We start from the raw sequence: 318 nt of genomic DNA on the forward strand, positions 1-318 counted from the left end.
ATTATTCTCAAGACGATCAGGTAAAAACGGCTGTCGATTACGAAACCAATACGGCAACAGTCTCTGTGTTGGTGGATGAAGCTAGTACTCCGGAAGAGATCGAAGCACTGGTAAAAAACATCCCAGTTGAGGTTGCGGGTCAAAATGTTGAACTAGCCAAGCTCAAGGCGGAAGACCACGCCGTACTTTATTCTTTGGAGAAGGAGCAAGAAGAGAAAAACTTCGTTATCCAGCAGACACAGAGCCAGATGAATGAGCTGGACGTGCAAGCTGAGCGACTGATTTTGTCTGATACCGGCATTCCTGACTCTTTCATTT

The 318-nt window shown here is 45.9% G+C and carries 1 pseudogene; it reads left to right on the forward strand.

What is annotated here, in order from left to right:
- A pseudogene (locus tag AB4486_RS28425) lies at positions 1–318 on the forward strand (murein transglycosylase); the annotation flags it as partial.

Source organism: Vibrio sp. 10N.222.55.C6, from assembly GCF_041473395.1.
GTDB classification, from domain to species: Bacteria; Pseudomonadota; Gammaproteobacteria; order Enterobacterales; family Vibrionaceae; genus Vibrio; species Vibrio crassostreae_C.